We start from the raw sequence: 15311 nt of genomic DNA, 5'->3' as shown, positions 1-15311 counted from the left end.
CCAACCATTGTAGAACAGTCTAGCCCTGGGCGGCGGTGTATAACGTCAGAAAGCGGTCAAGCATAGCTCTAGGGTGCCTAGAGAGTGCCCGTGTGCTCAGCGAGTGCGTTTGGCTCCGGAGAGATTTCGCGGGATTCTTTTTGCGGTCGCTTTAACTTGGGCAGAAGCGCTGCGGCAACAACGACCCCAATGCCCACCGTTGTGAGGATGGTGAACAGGAGGGAGAAGCCGCCTGTTGTGTCATTGACGTAAGCTACCAGCCTGATTGCCAGTGGAGCTGCACCAAACGCGAGGACAAACTTCAGTCCGAAAGCAACTCCATGTCTTTGCTCAGGCGTCGCGGCGGCAAGAAGCATGTTCTCAGCTGGCAGCGAACCGGTGTTAGCCATGACCAAGAGAGTTGAGGCCGCAACAAGGGACACTCCGCCGGCACTCGCAGCGATCCAGAGCACCGGGATTTGTAACAAGAATGTGCCGATATACACCATCTTGAGGTCGAAGCGATCTGCGAGGTAACCCGATGCGACCTGTGTTAGTCCGGCGAACCCGTACACGAGCGCGATGAATGCGCCAACTCCGAATGTCGAACTACCAACAAACTCCACGAGTCTCACCGCAAAGACTTTTGGGAGTGCGATCTGCGTAGCCTGGTAGATGATCGCTCCTCCAAACATTGTAATTAGTAACAGTACAAACGCCCGTAACTGTCCAGTCTGACCATCAGCCCGTGCAGGGAGACGACGCGCAGCATCACCGGTAAGCCTTCCGCTGATTAGACAGTAGAGCATGACTACTCCCGTGGCCAGCGAGATGGCGCCGGGCGCAAGGAAGGCTATCCGCCAACCAAAAAGGTCAATCAGTGTTCCGGCGACGAGCCCTGCGCCGGCCACGCCAGCGTTCCCAAATACTCCGTTGATGCCGAGCACCTTGCCTCGGCTTTCCGTGGTGGTGCGAACCAGCCAAGCGATGCCGACCGGGTGGTAGATAGCAGCGAAAGCCCCGAGGAGGCACAGGCCAGCCCACATAACGGTTGGTGACGTCGCGAGCCCACAAATAATTGCTGCACCGCCTAGACCAAGAAAGAACAGGACTAACATGCCTGGTGCGCTCCAGCGGTCCCCGAGCCAGCCAGCGGGAAGCGCCATGGCGCCCACCAGGAGCGAGCCGATCGTCCAGAGGCTGATCAATTCATGATACGGCATGGCCCACTCTCGCTCGAGTGGCAATACAACGAGGAAGAAGTACACCGCGAACAAGTGCATGTAACTATGACCAAGACAGGAGAACACAAGCGCGTAGCGAGCCGAAGTCGTTGACGTCACGTTCGTCATCATACGCGAATCGGTAGGACTTGACGGGAACGGCACAGGGCTCCAGAAGCGAATGCTACAGGGTTCTATCCAACGACCCGCTGTCAAACAGAAAAATTGAGGCGCCTGACACTAACTGACAGGCAAACACCTCGCCTGTCGAAGGTCCTTTGGCCCGATAAGCAGCTGACACATGTGAGATGAATGACTTGACAGCATCTGAAGTTACAAGCGCAATGGCACTACCGCCGAAACCCGCACCTGTCATTCGGGCGCCGTAACACCCCGCCGTATCTTTCGCTAAGTCTGTGATGAGATCGAGTTCAGGAGTGGAAACCTCATAGAGATCACGTAGGCTCGCATGCGATGCATTAATGAGCTTCCCGGCCAGTTGCCAATCGCCAATCGTGAAGGCCGCGGCAAGTTGGGCGGGACGTGCGTTCTCAGCGATGACATGGGCAGCACGCCTAAATGCGGTAATGCCCACTTTCTGCCGGATCGATTCCAGAAGAGGGAGGTCGACGTCACGCAACGTTCGGATGTCTGCCTGACGTTCTTGAATGGCCCTGAGTGCGACAGTGCATGCATCACGCCGTGCAGCGTATTCTGTGGTGTCCAACGTCCGTCGAGTTCCAGTATCCATTACGACGACGGACAGGTCTGCTGGCATGGTGACCGGTTCAACCGTCAGCGACCGGCAATCCAACAGTAACGCGTGACCTGCAATGCCTATGCCGGATACCAACTGGTCCATAATGCCGCACTGCACGCCGACGAAGGCATTCTCAGCTTTCCGGGCAAGCTTTGCCATCACCACAGCATCCCAGGGAATTCCACTAATCGCACATAAGGCGCGTGCTACGGCCATTTCTAAGCAGGCTGATGACGCGAGTCCGGCTCCAATTGGCACGTCGCTACGCACTGCCATGTTGGCTCCTACGAGTTTGTGACCTGCTTCCCCAAATGCCCAAGCGGTACCAGCTATGTAGTCGGCCCAACGGGTCTTGCCGGCTATACCTGTCACCCGAAGAGTACGTAAGTCGATTGTGGCGTGCTCGTTGTAGGCGGTGGCCAACACCTGCAGTGTCTGGTCATCTCGCGGGCCAGCCGCAATGAGAACTTCACGATCGATGGCAGCCGGAAGAACAAATCCGCCGTGATAGTCAGTATGCTCGCCAACCAGATTAATGCGACCTGGCGCTCTGGCGATAAGGGGTGGTGATTGTCCGTTGAACGCTTGCCGGAAGTCGTTGACCACCTCGGCAGGATCCACGCTCACGATGGTTGCCCTCCTGAGGGGCCACCTCCATCAAGTTCTAATGGGGTGCGGAGTCGAGCAGCGGCTTCTTCCGCGGTTAGGTCCCGTTGCGGCTCAGCTGTCATCTCGTAGCCGACCAAGAACTTTCTGACTGTGGCTGAGCGAAGAAGTGGTGGGTAGTAAGCGGCGTGAAGACGCCAACCGTCTTGAAATGTTCCGTCGGAAGGCCGGCCGTGCCATCCCATTGAATAGGGGAACTCGCAGTCAAAGAGAGTATCGTATCGTTTTGTAACGTCCGTGATGATCGTTGCTAGACTGGCACGTTCGTCGTCGCTGAGGTCAATGAGGCTGGCAACGTAACGACGGGGCACTACCATGATTTCGAATGGCCACACCGCCCAGAACGGTACTAGCGCGACCCAACCTTCGTTAGCCGATACGATACGTTCGCCTTCCGTAAGTTCCACGTCTAGATAGTCACCCAACAGATCCCGGCCGTGTGTCTTGTAATAAAGGCGCTGCGTTGTTTGTTTTCGAGCCGGAATGGTCGGCACGTGGTTGACCGCCCAGAGCTGGCAATGGGGATGTGGATTACTACACCCCATTAATTCGCCGCGATTCTCGAAAATCTGAACGTATCGGACTACGTCATGTCTCGTGGCCCGCTCGGTCTCCTCGCTCCAAGCGTCAACCACCGCGCGAACACCGCTCGCTGTCATTCGAGATAAAGCCAGGTCGTGTCGAGGCGAAAAGCAGAGCACGCGGCACGTGCCGACCACGCCCTCAGTGCGCAAGAGCCTAGATGGTTGAGGTCCATCAATAGGTGTCGAGTTCGTGAATGCCGGAAAATCATTGTCAAAGGCGTATGTACTTGTGTATCCAGGATTTACTTTTCCACTTGCCCGAGTGTTACCCGGACAGAGGTAGCACTTGGGGTCGTATGTAGCTCGACCGATCTCCGCTCCTTCATCGATTCGGCCCTGCCACGGTCGTTCTAACCGTTGCGGCGATGTTAGAACCCATTCGTCGAGCAGTGGGTTGTAGCGTCGATGAGAGCTATCAATCCTGAGGGACATACGACCCTATTATTGATCGTGAACGAAAGTTGGTGATTCGTTGGAGCCAGTGCGGTTGCGGGCCACCTCAATTACTCGAAGATTCTCATATATAATTCGCCATCTGCGTCGCAATTAGAAAGACGAGAACCTATGTCAGCTTTTGTCGCCGAACTGATAGGCACGATGATTCTTGTTGTTTTAGGTGACGGTGTGGTGGCCAACGTTTTACTAACCCGCTCGAAAGGTGAGGGGAGTGGGTGGATGGTTATTGCAACCGGCTGGGGTCTCGCCGTTTCTGTCGCGGTGTATGCGGTTGGGAGTGTGAGCGGTGCTCATATTAACCCAGCTGTGACTGTCGGTCTCGCTTCGATTGGTCGTTTTCCTTGGGCCGATGTGCCTATCTATATTGCCGGTCAACTGCTCGGGGCGATTCTAGGTGGTGTTGTCGTCTGGCTTGCCTACCGACCGCATTGGCAAGGCACTGCGGACCCTGACCTCAAGTTGGCCGTCTTTTGCACGGCCCCGGCTGTCCGCCAATTCGGCGCTAATGTTGTGACTGAGATCATCGGCACCCTTATTCTCGTTCTTGGCGTGCTCACCATCTTATCGCCGGAGAACCTTGCTCCCGAAACAGGGTTCCCGATGGGAATGGGACCTTTGTTGGTGGGCATGTTGGTCTGGTCGATCGGGCTGTCACTGGGTGGGCCGACCGGATATGCCATCAACCCAGCGAGAGACCTAGGTCCGCGAATCGCGCATTGTCTTCTACCGATTCCGGGTAAGCGTGATTCTGACTGGGCTTACTCTTGGGTGCCGGTCGTGGGACCCCTTATCGGAGGAGTGTTGGGTGCACTCTGCTATCGTCTACTCTGGGTAGCCTGAAGGAACTGGGCTCCGTCATCACAGTTTTTATCACGCTGGTGTTCAACGTCAGACCATTGGTCCTCCTCGCCTTCGCTACGGTCTACGTCGTGTGGGGGTCGACCTATCTAGCAATCCGATTTGGTATCGAAACGATTCCGCCATTCTTTATGGCCGGGGTACGTTTCTGTATTGGTGGCAGTCTTTTTATTGGCTGGGCGATTGCACGAGGTACGAAAATTCCGTCCAACTCGCTCTGGCGGTCCGCCGCGCTCGTTGGCGTGTTAATGGTCGCTGGCGGCACCGGTGGGGTTACGTGGTCAGAACAGTTCGTACCATCAGGCCTGACGGCGCTTCTGATTGCCATGGTCCCGCTCTGGATTGTATTAATTGACTGGGCACGACCTGGCGGTTCAAATCCTGGAAGCACTGTTTTTTTTGGCCTGGTGATTGGCCTGGCTGGGATGACATTGTTGGTGAACCCGGTGGCGGTGGGGGGAGTCCGTGAGGTCAACCCGGTCGGAGCGCTTGCGCTGGTGTTTGCGACGCTAAGTTGGGCAACCGGCTCGGTTTACTCCAGGCATGCGAGGCAGTCATCGTCGCAAACCATCACGGTCGGGATGCAAATGGTTAGTGGTGGCGTCACTTTACTGTGCATGAGCACCATCAGCGGTGAACTGAGTCAGGTCGACCTTGCGCTCATATCATGGCGGTCTGTAATGGCTATGGTCTATCTCATTGGGCCGGGGTCATTGGCGTATGCTGCGTATCTGTTCTTGTTGCGTGCGTCCACCCCAACGAAGGCAGCGACCTACGCCTACGTTAATCCGATCATTGCGCTTGTGCTCGGTGCTGTTATCGGTGGTGAACAGGTCAGCGCGTGGACGCTCCTCTGCTCAGCCGTGATCATTACCGGCGTCGTTGTGATCGTGACCGCCAAGGGTCGCGCAGTCTCTAGCTAGGGCAAGGCAAATAGATGAAAAATTTACTGGTTCTTGCCTCGGCCAGCAACCGGCCAGACTGCTTCTACGCTATCGTTCCGAATCGCGTAGATCTTGTCATAGAGATTCACGACCGGGTCGCAGTGCGAAGTGATTAACTCGAGGCGATCGCCAGCCTGGTAGACCCGGCTCGGATTTTCATAGCGGATTGAGCCGTATTCATCCGACCCGCTGGTGTAACTCATGCCGGTTTCCCCGATGATGATCGACCAAGGCCGGTTGATCGTACAACTCTTCGCGCCGGCGTCAGTAGTCGCACGTCCTTCATACTGCGCGTTAACCACCGTGGTCAAAATGGTCAGTGAAGGTTTGAAATCGCTATACACCTCGTCGTTGTCTTGCCCGCCGATGCCCAAATACGAAGCATCCATAAAGACGTAGCTGCCGCTTTGGATATCGGTGAAGCCTGGGGTCGCATGGTCGATGTTATAGGTGCCTGTTCCGCCACCACTGAAAATTTCGACGTTCAAGCCCGACTGCTGCATCATCGAAAATGTCTCAGCCGCTGGCGCCATGCGTTCGATCGCTTGGGTCCGGCGGGCTGCAAATCCAGAGACATGCTGTGAGCCACCGTCGTAGCACAGCATGCCGCGTAGTCGTAGGTTGCTGAGGGTGTCAACGAGTTGCGCAAGTGTGAGCGCGGGCTCGCCTGGAGTGACTCCAGAACGGTGTCCACCGGGATCGACGTCAACTGTAACATCAGCGATGATGCCAGCCTCACGTGCCGCATCGTTAAGTTCCCGTGCATTTTCTTCGGTGTCGACAGCTTGGATAAAACCATCGCATTGCTTTCGTAGCTGCATGGCTCTACGAATCTTTGCGGTCGATACGTTGACGGTGGTCAGCAAGATCTGTCGAAGACCGTGCTCGAACATAACCTCAGCCTCAGTAAGTTTGGCCGTGCAAATGCCGACGGCGCCTCTCTCCATTTGGAGATGGGCGATCGCTGGGCACTTGTGAGTCTTTGTATGAGGTCGGACGCCGATGCCGTTGCCCGATACGGTGTTCTGCATCGTGTCAAGGTTGTCTTCGAGTTTGTCCAGGTCGACGCACAGGGCCGGCGTTAAGAGCGAAGACTTCGGCAGCCCCACTTCGAGGTTGTTATCGCTATCAGCTGTTGTGCCCGCGGTTAGTGCTGTTGGAACCGCCCATACGCCAGCGGATGCAGCGACACTGTTACGCAGGAAGCGGCGACGAGAATGTTTGACTCGATTCATAATGTTTCCTCTCGATACAGGCGATGACTTTCCGGTGTGTGGATAGTTATGTTCAGAACTTCACCATTTAATCAACCGTATTTATTACTAGTTTAGGGTTGGTGTTGTCCTAGGCGGCGCCCGATGCTGTGTAGCTTGTTCGTACGCGTAGGCGATAATGATTAGTGTCGATTCTGCCCAGGCATCGGCCAGAATCTGCAAGCCGGCTGGAAGACCGTCGCTGACAAAGCCCATCGGTACAGTGATGGCTGGAAATCCTGTAGGCGGAGACAACTGAAAGCTGTTGTTACCGTGTGGAGTGTTTAGATCACCAATCAGACGCGGCGGATTGTCCCAGGTGGGATAAATCAATGCATCGAGCTGGTTAGTTTGAAGCGTTTGTCTGACACGGTGCCGGAGACGCTCGTCTCTAGTGGCCTGTTGAGCACATCCTGGTTGGTTCGTTGGGACGTCAGCGGCTTCCTGGGCCGATTCCAATCGTGTACGGATGTTTGGATGGACCTTTTCTGAATCGATAATCTCTTGCAGGGTGTTGAACGGGGCTTCTGGGCCGAGACTAGTCAGATATTGCTCTAGGTCGAACCGAAAATAGCTGCAGGGCAACCGCTCTTCCTCAGCTACGTCGTCTTCAGGCAACGTGACCGGGTCAACGACCGTCGCACCAAGTCGGCGTAAGTCCTCGATAGCTTCGTTGAGTCTAGTAATAACCTCGGGGTCGGCGGATTCATCCGACATCTCACGGAGCACACCTAGTCGTTTGCCCTGTAGATTGTCCACTTCCAAGAGCTCACGATAATTCACCCGACGGGAGTCGGCCTGTTCGGTTATGGCATCAGCAGAATCGGTGCCGGCGATGACGTCAAACACGATGACGGCGTCGGCAACCGTTCGGGCCATCGGGCCCCCGATGTCGCGGGATAGATTGAGTGGAACGATGCCGTCCCGGCTCGTCAATCCCATTGTCGAGCGGATGCCGACAAGACTCTGATGTGATGACGGGCCGCGTATTGAATTACCGGTATCAGTGCCGAGGCCCACGGTCCCCATACTTGCTGCCACAGCCGCTGCGGTGCCGCCACTCGACCCCGCGGTAACGCGTCTTAAGTCGTACGGGTTTCGTGTATAACCTGGCAACGCTGAACCGACCGTCTCATATGGAGAGAAAGCAAACTCTGCCATGTTTGATTTTGCGAGGACGATGCCGCCAGCATCCACGATTCGCTGAACTTGGAATGCGTTGTCTGGCGGGATGGACCCCGCCAGCGATAGTGAACCAGCAGTTGTTGGCAAAGCGATCGTGTCGTAGTTGTCCTTTACGATAACGGGGATACCATGGAGTGGACCTGTTAGGCCAGATACCTCGAATGCTTGGTCGAGTTCGTCGGCGCGGGCCAGTGCATGAGGATTGATAGTCACGATGGTGTTTAGTGCTGGCCCCTGTTTATCGTATGCTTCGATGCGTGCGAGATATGCGTTGACCAAAGTCCTCGCACTTAACTCACCGGCCTTCATTGCGGCGTGAATCTCTATAATCGAAGTTTCAACCACATCGAATGCTGGTGACCCCGGTTCTTCTGGTGATGGGGGCTGGCACCCAATAAGTACGACTACCAGGCTGAAGATGCCGTAGCGGCGCAGAGGAGTCATTATCGCTGTCTTCATTTTAGGAGTGAATAGTCAGTTGCACTCATAAACACAGAATCGACGTTTGCGACCAGTCGCCCATTTACCCGAGATGCCTCTGCCGCATCCTGCCAATCCGAATCATTCCCGAAGCCCTGCCAGGATCTTTCTGCTGCCTGACGACTTTCGTGCGCCAGGATGTATACAAGGGTATCCGTTCGGTCAGTTGGGACGAAATACCCGACGTTGGTCATGCCATGCCGCTCAAAAAGTGCGGTCGTGTGATCCCGAAACCTAGCATGTAGGGCTTCGAGCTTGCCAGGCTCCGACGTGTAAGTGCGGAGTTCAAACGTCCGGGAGTCGTGAGCCACCGAGAGACCCGACTGAGCGTTGATCACACCGACGGCGATGACGGTACCGGCCAATGCGGCGATGTATATACCTGATTGCATGTGCACCTCCGAGATGCAGGTTCAAGAGCTGGCATTATAGCTCGGAGTTGCTTCGGGCCGGAGCAGGAAGCTGACCTATACTAGGCACTGGTAGTGGCGCGTCGGGGCGCTTATTTCCCATAGTTCGATCGAAAGGATGTTTTCTATGAATCGTCGAGAATTTATCGGCACGGTCGGTGTGGGCGCGATCGCTGGAGCGTCAGCTAGGCCCTCGGCCAATGCGCAGCCATCCGACTCACCAGCAGATATCTACGCTCGTGCGTACGCGGTCGATGCAATGTGCTTTGCCATGGAACCGCCGCCTCGCACGTTTGTACAGTACCTGACCGACGACAAAATTGAGGCGCTGCGCACTTCGGGAATTACGGCGATGGCAATGAACATGACCTCAAATTTTGCCGAATTAAGCCAAGTGGAGAACATGTTTGCGGCGGTTAAACACCGCATTTTTACGTGGGATACGATCGTAGCCACCCACCCCGATGTTTTTCGTAAGGTCACGACGGTCGAGGAACTTAACGCCGCGAAACGTGCGGGGCTCGTTGGTTTTATCTACTGCTTCCAGATGGCTGCTCCGTTTGGATGGGACCTCGGAAAGTTACGCACGTTTGCAGAGCTTGGGGTTCGTCAGATTCAACTTGCTGATGGGAGTCGGAACTACCTTGTGGACAGTTGTTGGGAGAAGACAAACGCTGGGCTGAGCCGTTTCGGGTTCCAGGCGATCGAAGCTTTCGCAGACCTCGGGATCATCGTCGACCTCTCCCACGTTGGCGAGCAGTCCTCGCTCGATGTCATTCTAGCCTCGACAAAGCCGGTCATCTATTCCCATTCCGGATGTCTAGCACTCTGTCCTCATCGACGGAACGTCAGCGACCGCAATATCCGGGCCCTTGCGGAACGGGGAGGCGTTTTTTGTATTTATAACCAAAGTGGTTGGCTCACTCAGGACCCCGAGATTTCCATGGACCACTTCATCGCACACGTTGAACACGTGATTAACTTAGGGGGTGAAGAGGCGGTGGGTGTCGGGACCGACCAAGATGTCGTTGATATGACGGCGATGCGTCCTACCGAGGTGGCCGATCACAATCGTAGCTTTGAGCGTCGGCGAAATGAGTTTCCTGAATTATCTTGGGAGATCCGGCATATGCGAGTGCCTGAACTCAGTCATCCAAAACGGTTATTGCATCTGGCCGAGGCTTTAGATGCCCGAAGATATTCCCCGGCAACGATCGAGAAAATTCTTGGTGGCAATTATGTGCGCGTGTTCAACGAGGTCGTTGGGTGACCCCCCTCGAGCGAAGATAGAGACAAGGAACAACAATGGGATGGAGTCGACGAGAATGGCTGGCGGGAAGCATTTCTACGCTCAGTGCAGCTTGCGGACGGTCGGTTGAGGAAGACCTATCGGGTGGAACCACCACGACGAACGAGGCGATAGCGCTTTCAGAATTCGAGCCACGTGGCATGCTTCACGTGGCCGAAACCCGTGTTGAGAGGCCGCGCTTCCCAGTGATCGATGTACACACGCATGTCACATGGTCAGCGGTGCCGTTGGGTATGGAGCCGTTCGGTGAACGAATCAGGAAATTTGGTGAACCAGCCGACATTTTGCCAGTGATGGACCGCAAAGGAGTCCGGACGATGGTCAATCTCACCGGGGGAGTCGGTGAGGGGTTGGTGGAAGTGCGGCGGGAGTTTGACGAGGCCCACCCCGGTCGGTTCATCAGCTTTACGGAGCCATCGTGGAATCACGTGGCATCACCGGATTACCCAACCTTTCAGGCTGACCAGATTGAGCGGGCTTACGCAGCTGGAGCGAGAGGGCTTAAGGTCACGAAAACACTTGGACTGTACTTACGTGAACAAATCACACGGGGCCCTCTCATTGCCATCGATGACCCCCGCTTTGACTCGATGTGGGAAACCTGCGCTACGCTCAACATGCCCGTTGCGATTCACGTGTCCGATCCGGAAGCATTTTTTCTACCGATCGATCGCTTCAATGAGCGTTACGAGGAATTGCATGCACATCCAGATTGGTCGTTCCATGGCGGGGACTTTCCCAGCAATGCCGACTTGTTAGCTGCACGGGACCGGGTGTTCGCGCGTCATCCCGGGACTAGTTTTATTGGTCTACACGTGGGCCACTCGGCCGAGAATCTTTCAGCAGTGGGGGAGATGCTCGACCGTTTTCCGAATGTTTGCGTGGAGATTGGTGCCAGAATTGGCGAGTTGGGTCGCCAGCCTCGAGCAGCACGCCGTTTCTTCGATACCTATCAGGATCGGATTCTGTTTGGTACCGATGCGATTCCGGCTCCGGAAGGCGACGAAACGCCTCAGCAAGTGTTCGGTGAAGCCTTGTATGAGATCTACTACCGATTTCTTGAGACCGAAGACGAGTACTTCGACTATGCGCCCGCACCCATACCACCTCAGGGGCGGTGGCGGATTTACGGCCTTGGACTGTCTGAGCCAATTCTCCGAAAGGTCTACCATGGGAATGCTGAACGGGTGTTGGGGATTGAGGTGTGAAATGAAGAGTCTTGATGGATGGAGGCAGCTATGGGACGTGCGGTGTGTGGCGGCCTGATGGTTGTGGTTAGCGCCACTATGATTAGTGCGGGGCAGCGCGTAGTTACTCCTGAATTCAGGGTTGCTTGGACTAGCGCGGCCACTGCATCGCTTCTGAACAACGAATCACCGTGGTGGGAGGCTCACTACTTCAATTACGGTCCGACGCTCTATGAGACCGAGTTTCGTGCGCTGTGGAACAACGAGGGGCTTTATGTTCGGTTTGATGCTACGGACCCGAACCCGTGGTTCACGATGACGAACCGCGATGATCCGATTTGGGAAGAGGAGGTTGTCGAGATTTTCTTAGATCTCGATCGGTCGGGCAAAAACTACGCCGAGATTGAAATCAGCCCGAACAATGTGGTCACTGACGTTCGAATGGTAAGCGGAATGCCGGACAGGGAGATGGACCTTGCGTGGAACCTTGAAGGTCTTGAGAGTCACGTGCGGCTGAATAAATATCGAGATGGTCGGACCGCGGGGTGGACCGCCGTGGCTTTTCTACCGTGGGAGGGTTTTCGGTCACTGCCTTCAGCGTCAGCGATTGTATTGCCGCCGGCGTCTTCTGACCGGTGGCGGTTTAATGTGTTTAGGATCAAGCGCCCAGACGGAGAGCGCCGGCCGACGGAGAATGTGGTGTTTGCGGCGTGGTCACCACCGAACGGCGACAGTTTTCACGAACCCGATGTGTTCCGCGACCTTATTTTTGAATTGCCGGCCGAACCAGCGGAACCATAAGTCCTGAGGTGTGAGACCCGTAAGAGAGCCCCACTAGCGAGCTGATCCTCGTGGCTCATGCTTTTGAGGGGCCAACGGGGCATCAATACCGATAGTGAGACGGCTTGTATGGTCCGTCCACTGGCACGCCGATATAGTCGGCCTGCTTTTCTGATAAACGGGTCAGATGCACACCCACGTGATCGAGGTGTAGGCGGGCAACCTTCTCATCCAGTTCTTTGGGTAGCATGTAGACTTTCTTTTCGTAATTACCCTTATTTGCATGGAGTTCAAGTTGTGCAATTACTTGATTGGTGAATGAGGCCGACATCACAAAACTAGGATGTCCCGTTGCACAACCGAGGTTGAGTAGTCGTCCTTCGGCGAGCAGCATAATGCTGTGGCCATCAGGGAACCGAAACTCGTCGTACTGGGGCTTAATGTTGATTCGTTCGACGCCCTCGGCTCGTTTTAGCCCAGCCATGTCGATTTCATTGTCGAAATGACCGATGTTCCCGATGACCGCTTTGTCCTTCATCCTTCTCATGTGGTCGATGGTGATGATGTCAAAGTTGCCTGTTGCTGTGATGAAGATATCGGCTTTTGCAACCATGTCTTCGAGCGTTGCAACTTCGTAGCCTTCCATTGCTGCCTGGAGCGCACATATCGGGTCGATCTCTGTGACCACCACTCGGCAGCCTTGGCCGCGTAGCGCTTGAGCGCAGCCTTTTCCGACTTCACCATAGCCGCACACTACTGCCGTCTTTCCGCCGAGCATAACGTCGGTTGCTCTTGCTAGACCGTCGGGGAGCGAGTGTCGACAACCATACACGTTGTCAAATTTACTCTTCGTTACAGAATCATTGACGTTGATCGCTGGAAAGAGCAGGGTGCCAGCCTCCATCATCTGATACAGGCGATGGACTCCGGTAGTGGTCTCTTCACTCACGCCTTGAATTGAGGAGGCGATTGTTCGCCAATAGTTCTGGTCCTCACCCTGGATCGTTCGAAGCAAGTCTAGAATCACGCCCCATTCTTCAGGGTCACTATCGACTTTAAAGTCCGGAACTGTTCCGACTTGCTCGAATTCATAGCCTTTATGGATGAGTAGTGTTGCATCACCACCATCGTCCACGATTAGTGTCGGACCAGAACCGTCAGGCCACTGCAATGCTTGTTTCGTACACCACCAGTATTCCTCAAGCGTCTCGCCCTTCCAGGCGAATACCGGGATACCCCTCGGATCATCTGGCGTGCCACCTGTCTGGGGATTTCCCACAGCAATCGCGGCAGCAGCATGATCTTGGGTTGAAAAGATGTTGCACGAGACCCAGCGAATATCGGCGCCCAAGGCGGTCAGGGTTTCGATCAAGACGGCTGTCTGGACTGTCATGTGCAGACTACCCATGACTCGCGCACCTTGAAGCGGTTGTTGACCGTCGTATTCTTTTCGCAGTGCCATTAGCCCAGGCATTTCCTGTTCGGCTAGGCGGATTTCCTTTCGCCCAAAATCAGCCTGAGTCAAATCGGCGACCTTGAAAGGGGGTCGGCCTACTTCTTTGGCTTCGATGAAAGGATGCGCCTGTTTGGTAGCGATTGATGTCATCGGGTCCTCCAAAAAATTGTTACGGCTAATTGATCGTTCCGACGGTTAATGCTTTTTGTGAGCAGTCGCCGAAAATAACGCGGGCCCCTTGACGCGCGCATCGGTAGGTAATGCTGTCACCCGGATGCGCCCGAAGCCTGACCGTTCCAGATATCTCTCGATTTGTGTATCCGAAAACCCGAGCCAGACGTGGCCCATCTGATGCCGGTAGTGTTCACGGTCATGGGGCAACATGTCGGCGATGAGCAATCGGCCTCCCGGCTTTAAGACCCGCGCGATTTCAGAGAAAACCCGCTCTGGTTCTGACACATGGTGTAGCACGAGCATCACAGTGGCTGCGTCAAGCGTGGTGTTGTCGAGCGGTAAAGATTCCAGTTCGCCACGTCTGAGTTCGACATTCTTGGTTCTACCCACTCGCTTCTTTGCTGCCCGCAGCATTGCCATGGAGCTATCAATCGCTATCACTCGCTTTACGAACGGTGCAATAGACGTCGCCACTTGGCCTGTGCCACATCCAAGGTCGCCGACTGTCCACTCGTCGTTGGCTAGGCCTGGCAATGCGAGAAAGTGGAAACTTTCTCCAAATAATTCATCCCGCAGTCTGTCCCATTGGCCTGCTGAGGAACTGAAGAACTCTTGCGACGTTGTTCGACGCTCGGTAAGGACTCCTTCGAGTCGATGATAATCCTGGACGGCGGTCGAGCTCACCGAGACCTGCTCCCTTACGAGTCTCCACAGTTGTTCTGCTGCGGTGTCTAGACCGTTCCGGAGCATCGAGTACCAGTTACTCGTCCCTTCCGCTCGTGCCGTGATCCATCCCGAATCTGAGAGCGAACGAAGATGGCGACTGGTCGTCGACTGTGGTAACTGCAGGACGGTGCAAAGTTCTGAGACTGTGAGCTCATTCCGTTCCAGTATCAACAGAACCCGTGTTCGTGTTGGCTCTGCGAGCGCCGACATGTGGTTCAGAATAGCAATGCTGTTTTTAGGCATTCATCCGTAAATCCGGATAAAGAAGTTAATACTATTTCTGGATAGAGTCAAGTCACACCAACGACTAGCAGGCCAATCAAAGTCGACACCTGCTCTCAGTAGGTTCCCGGCTCGGGCACAAAAAGTAGTATTGGCAGATTTGCTAGAGAACTCCCGACTTGAAGCGGTAGCCACCTTCTTCAACTTGTTCGCGGTATTCAGTGTGGCACGACCGGCAGGTGGCGCCGAGACGGTCCCTGGCACCAACGAGTTCGCCGAACGTCTCGTTGTCGACCGCGGATTTAATGTCGGCGGCCGCCTGTGCGGCCTGGCCTGCCACGGTCACACCATGCTCGAGTTCACGTGCCGAGAAAAAGGCCTCGACGCCCTCAAAGATGCTTACAAGATTCTCAGCTCCGCCGGCCACCGCCTCACCCTCCCGTGCTTCCATTGCTGAGCGCACGGCACCGAAATTCTTCCCGATGTCTTTCATGGCCGCTTCAAAATCGGTCTCATCCGCGATCTCACGCGATTGAGAGAGGCCGATGATTCCGGTTAGGAGCACACCCATGACCACCAACCACGCTTGCTTCTGCATTGTGTTCTCCTAGAAATCGTCTTGCCGAAACCCCATGCGAAGGTTAATCACAGTGGCTTAC

The 15311-nt window shown here is 55.1% G+C and carries 14 protein-coding genes; 5 read left to right on the top strand and 9 right to left on the bottom strand.

Annotation, left to right across the window (positions count from 1 at the left end):
• Positions 1-77: 77 nt before the first annotated feature.
• From QGH09_07820 to QGH09_07810, 3 genes are all read right to left on the bottom strand, one after another.
• Positions 78-1322 (bottom strand): MFS transporter, encoded by a 1245-nt coding sequence (locus tag QGH09_07820; GenBank protein HJO18088.1) that lies wholly within the window; start codon positions 1320-1322, stop codon positions 78-80.
• A 64-nt stretch (positions 1323-1386) separates the two neighbouring features.
• A complete protein-coding gene (gene galK / locus QGH09_07815; protein ID HJO18087.1) occupies positions 1387-2589 on the bottom strand; it encodes a galactokinase in 1203 nt (400 codons plus the stop codon).
• Positions 2586-3644, bottom strand: coding sequence for a UDP-glucose--hexose-1-phosphate uridylyltransferase (locus tag QGH09_07810; protein ID HJO18086.1), 1059 nt, complete (start codon positions 3642-3644; stop codon positions 2586-2588). Before QGH09_07810 ends, galK begins: the two co-directional genes overlap by 4 nt.
• 132 nt (positions 3645-3776) lie before the next feature.
• Here QGH09_07810 and QGH09_07805 point away from each other — a divergent pair, with 132 nt between their 5' ends.
• Together QGH09_07805 and QGH09_07800 are read left to right on the top strand one after the other, a co-directional pair.
• The gene (locus tag QGH09_07805) at positions 3777-4508 is read left to right on the top strand and encodes an MIP/aquaporin family protein (protein HJO18085.1); all 732 of its coding nucleotides are present in this window, start codon (positions 3777-3779) and stop codon (positions 4506-4508) included.
• Positions 4509-4546: 38 nt separating this feature from the next.
• Positions 4547-5449 (top strand): EamA family transporter, encoded by a 903-nt coding sequence (locus tag QGH09_07800; GenBank protein ID HJO18084.1) that lies wholly within the window; start codon positions 4547-4549, stop codon positions 5447-5449.
• A 23-nt stretch (positions 5450-5472) separates the two neighbouring features.
• Here QGH09_07800 and QGH09_07795 read toward each other — a convergent pair whose 3' ends face one another.
• The 3 genes from QGH09_07795 to QGH09_07785 all read right to left on the bottom strand — a co-directional run bounded on the left by QGH09_07795 (position 5473) and on the right by QGH09_07785 (position 8780).
• Entirely contained in the window at positions 5473-6705 is a 1233-nt protein-coding gene (locus tag QGH09_07795) for a DSD1 family PLP-dependent enzyme (GenBank protein ID HJO18083.1), read from the bottom strand.
• 87 nt (positions 6706-6792) lie between these two features.
• Positions 6793-8352: an amidase family protein gene (locus QGH09_07790; GenBank protein HJO18082.1), complete on the bottom strand. Its 1560-nt coding sequence runs from the start codon at positions 8350-8352 to the stop codon at positions 6793-6795.
• Between the two features lie 11 nt (positions 8353-8363).
• Positions 8364-8780, bottom strand: coding sequence for an NIPSNAP family protein (locus tag QGH09_07785; GenBank protein HJO18081.1), 417 nt, complete (start codon positions 8778-8780; stop codon positions 8364-8366).
• A gap of 145 nt (positions 8781-8925) precedes the next feature.
• Here QGH09_07785 and QGH09_07780 point away from each other — a divergent pair, with 145 nt between their 5' ends.
• Genes QGH09_07780 through QGH09_07770 form a run of 3 tightly spaced genes read left to right on the top strand, consistent with a single transcriptional unit; the run spans position 8926 to position 12095 of the window.
• Positions 8926-10068 carry a membrane dipeptidase gene (locus tag QGH09_07780; GenBank protein HJO18080.1) on the top strand — a complete coding sequence of 381 codons (1143 nt, stop codon included), beginning with the start codon at positions 8926-8928 and terminating at the stop codon, positions 10066-10068.
• Positions 10069-10103: 35 nt separating this feature from the next.
• Positions 10104-11315, top strand: coding sequence for an amidohydrolase family protein (locus QGH09_07775; protein ID HJO18079.1), 1212 nt, complete (start codon positions 10104-10106; stop codon positions 11313-11315).
• Between the two features lie 30 nt (positions 11316-11345).
• Positions 11346-12095, top strand: a complete 750-nt coding sequence (locus tag QGH09_07770) for a carbohydrate-binding family 9-like protein (GenBank protein HJO18078.1) — start codon at positions 11346-11348, stop codon at positions 12093-12095.
• Between the two features lie 82 nt (positions 12096-12177).
• On the opposite strand, the gene ahcY is transcribed toward QGH09_07770, so the two are convergent.
• The 3 genes from ahcY to QGH09_07755 form a co-directional block, all read right to left on the bottom strand.
• Complete coding sequence (ahcY, locus tag QGH09_07765) at positions 12178-13680, bottom strand: adenosylhomocysteinase (GenBank protein HJO18077.1); 1503 nt, start codon at positions 13678-13680, stop codon at positions 12178-12180.
• A 45-nt stretch (positions 13681-13725) separates the two neighbouring features.
• On the bottom strand, positions 13726-14673 hold the full coding sequence (locus tag QGH09_07760) for a metalloregulator ArsR/SmtB family transcription factor (GenBank protein ID HJO18076.1): 948 nt from the start codon (positions 14671-14673) through the stop codon (positions 13726-13728).
• Positions 14674-14815: 142 nt separating this feature from the next.
• Positions 14816-15250 carry a hypothetical protein gene (locus tag QGH09_07755; GenBank protein HJO18075.1) on the bottom strand — a complete coding sequence of 145 codons (435 nt, stop codon included), beginning with the start codon at positions 15248-15250 and terminating at the stop codon, positions 14816-14818.
• Positions 15251-15311 lie beyond the last annotated feature (61 nt).

The organism is Vicinamibacterales bacterium, assembly GCA_036012125.1.
Classification (GTDB): domain Bacteria; phylum Acidobacteriota; class Vicinamibacteria; order Vicinamibacterales; family UBA823; genus UBA11600.
Note: the sequence above shows the minus strand (reverse complement) of the source record. Positions and strands in the feature narration are given on the sequence as shown.